Annotated in this window: 2 protein-coding genes; both read left to right on the top strand. The window is 39.6% G+C overall.

Features of this window, described 5'->3' with window-relative positions; translation table 11 throughout:
- Positions 1-220 precede the first annotated feature (220 nt).
- Entirely contained in the window at positions 221-1789 is a 1569-nt protein-coding gene (gene istA, locus H9631_RS22015; RefSeq protein ID WP_191816585.1) for an IS21 family transposase, read from the top strand.
- On the top strand, positions 1786-2550 hold the full coding sequence (gene istB / locus H9631_RS22010) for an IS21-like element helper ATPase IstB (protein ID WP_191816583.1): 765 nt from the start codon (positions 1786-1788) through the stop codon (positions 2548-2550). Before istA ends, istB begins: the two co-directional genes overlap by 4 nt.
- Positions 2551-2586: the final 36 nt, after the last annotated feature.

Genomic DNA, 2586 nt, shown 5'->3' with positions numbered 1-2586 from the left:
TGTGACTGATAAACTAAAGTGGACAGTTCCCGCCAAATAAGATTGAACACTTTATCTGAGGGAATGGGAGTTCAATTGTCGGCGGCCCGAGGGCCGCCGACAATTGAAAATGCTCCTCCCTCCTACCAATTACTATAACTTCTTCTACACTGTATGATAATCATAGAATCTTAGATTAGACATCAGTGTAGGAGGCAACAAAAAGGTGGATAAGTGGGAAATGTATATGGAAATTCAACAGTTACTAAAGAGAGGATTTAGTAAATCAAAAATCGCGAGGAAGTTAGAGGTTTCTAGAACTACGGTTTATCGTTATTTAAAAAAGTCACCTGGAGAAATGAATGATTGGGTTATCCAGTTAAAAAGCAGAAGGAAAAAACTTGATCCGCACAAAGAGACCATTCTTTCATGGCTATATGATTACCCTGATGTGACAGCAGCACAGGTATTTGACTGGTTACAAGAAAAGTACAACGTAACCGATGTAGCTGAGAGTACAGTAAGGGCATATGTAAGAGAATTGCGTAAGACATATAATATTTCAAAGGAAGCAAAGCCCCGGGAGTATGAAGCTATTCCTGACCCGCCTATGGGGAAACAAATCCAGGTAGACTTTGGACAGACTGTACAAAAAACTAAAAGTGGCAGGGAAGTAAAACTTCGTTTTATCGCATTTGTCCTTTCTCATTCAAGGTATAAATACATAGAGTGGCTAGATAGACCATTTACTACAAAGGATGTCATACGCGCACATGAAAATGTGTTCCAATTCATTGGCGGTATTCCCGATGAGCTTGTTTATGATCAAGATGCCCTTATTGTCGTTAGTGAAAATGGCGGGGATCTTATTCTTACAAAGGAGTTTCAAACGTACAGGGAAGAGCGTAAATTAACGGTTTGGCTCTGTAGAAAGGCAGATCCAGAAAGCAAAGGCAAAATTGAAAACGTGGTTGGTTATGTAAAAGCTAACTTTGCCAAGTACCGTTTGTATCATGGAATCGATAAGTGGAATGAAGAAGGATTGGAGTGGCTGAAACGTACGGGAAATTTCAAAATTCATAACACAACCAAAAAGAGACCAATCGAAGTGTTTCTCCTCGAAAAGCAACACTTGCGACCAGTCTCTGCGCCTATCAGCAGTTTACCTGCTGATAGCCTAAAACCATTTGATTCAAGTATAACAAGGACCGTTCGAAAGGACAATACCATTCGATATCAATCCAATCGTTACTCTGTTCCCCTCGGAACATTTGGAACTTGCCCTCAAGTGGTGATTTCTATAACAGACAATGACCATTTAGTTATTTGTCACCCTGAAACTGGAGAATTAATAGCCAAGCACCGTGTTTGTCGTGAACAAGGGCTATTGATTCAAGATAGGCAGCATACTCGTGATCGTACAAAAGGTATTGATGCTTATATCCAGACGGTGGCAGAACAATTTGATAATGAGGGGATGGCACTGTCTTTCCTAGAAGCAGTTAAAACGGCATTTCCACGTTATATTAGGGATCAGCTCCAACTCATCTCTAAAGAAATTAAAATACAGGAAAAATCTCTATTGAATGAGGCATTGGGGAAATGTGTACAGCAGAAATTGTTTTGTGCCACTGACTTTATCGATATGGTTCGGTACCTGGACCGCCAGCGACAAGTGGACAATAGCCCAACTGATAATGATGAAACAATCAAGCCACTTTACGAAAGCAATGAATCAGTCCTTGTCACTAAGCCAGCAACACGGGCAATTGATGAGTATGTTTCAGTTTTGGCGGGTAATTCGAGATGAGTCAATTAGGCCAGGTACAAGAATTATTAAAGAGCCTTCGATTAACAGAGACATCCCATGCCATCCCTAGATTGATAAAGGATGCAGAAGTAAATAATGTTTCCTATACGACCTTCCTATTGGACATTTTAAAATTCGAAAAGAATTGTAGGGAAGAAAAACTAATAGAAAAACACCTAAAATGGGCTACGTTCCCTTTTCATAAAACACTAAATGAATTTGATATCGCTGAACAGGAATCCTTAAGTAAAAGGCAGTTTAATCAGTTAAAAGAGTTAACGTGGACGGAGCAATTGTATAATTTAATTTTACTTGGCCCCCCAGGTGTCGGGAAAACCCACCTGGCAGTCGGGTTAGGGATTGAGGCAGTTCAAAGAGGCTATAAGGTGATATTCGCTTCGATGGGAGACTTAATACACACTCTAAAGACAGAAGAAATCACTAGAAAATCCCAGACTAGAATGAAGAGAATTAAAAAGGCCGATCTTGTCATTATTGATGACCTCATGTTTATGGCAATGGACCAAAAGGAAGCGAATCTATTTTTTCACTTGATCAATGACTTATATAACAATGCGTCAATTATTATTACTTCAAATAAGGCCCCAAGTGACTGGGGAGAACTGATGGGAGATCCAAGTATAACAACGGCTATCTTGGATAGAATTATTCATCGTGCGGAAGTCATCCATATGAATGGGGATAGCTATCGAATGAAGCATCGAACTTCCATTTTTGGAAGCGAAAGTGTTCAAAATTAATTAGCAAAAAGTGTTCAATTCTACTTGACGGTCACA

The sequence above is a fragment of the Bacillus norwichensis genome (genome assembly GCF_014836955.1).
GTDB classification, from domain to species: domain Bacteria; phylum Bacillota; class Bacilli; order Bacillales; family Bacillaceae_C; genus Siminovitchia; species Siminovitchia norwichensis.
The sequence above is the reverse complement of the archived record's forward strand: the minus strand, read 5'-3'. Positions and strand labels throughout refer to the sequence as shown.

Excerpts from the sequence above, each read along its gene's own strand:
- istB (WP_191816583.1), top strand. The coding sequence starts at position 1,786 with ATGAGTCAATTAGGCCAGGTACAAGAATTATTAAAGAGCCTTCGATTA.
- istA (WP_191816585.1), top strand. The coding sequence starts at position 221 with ATGTATATGGAAATTCAACAGTTACTAAAGAGAGGATTTAGTAAATCA.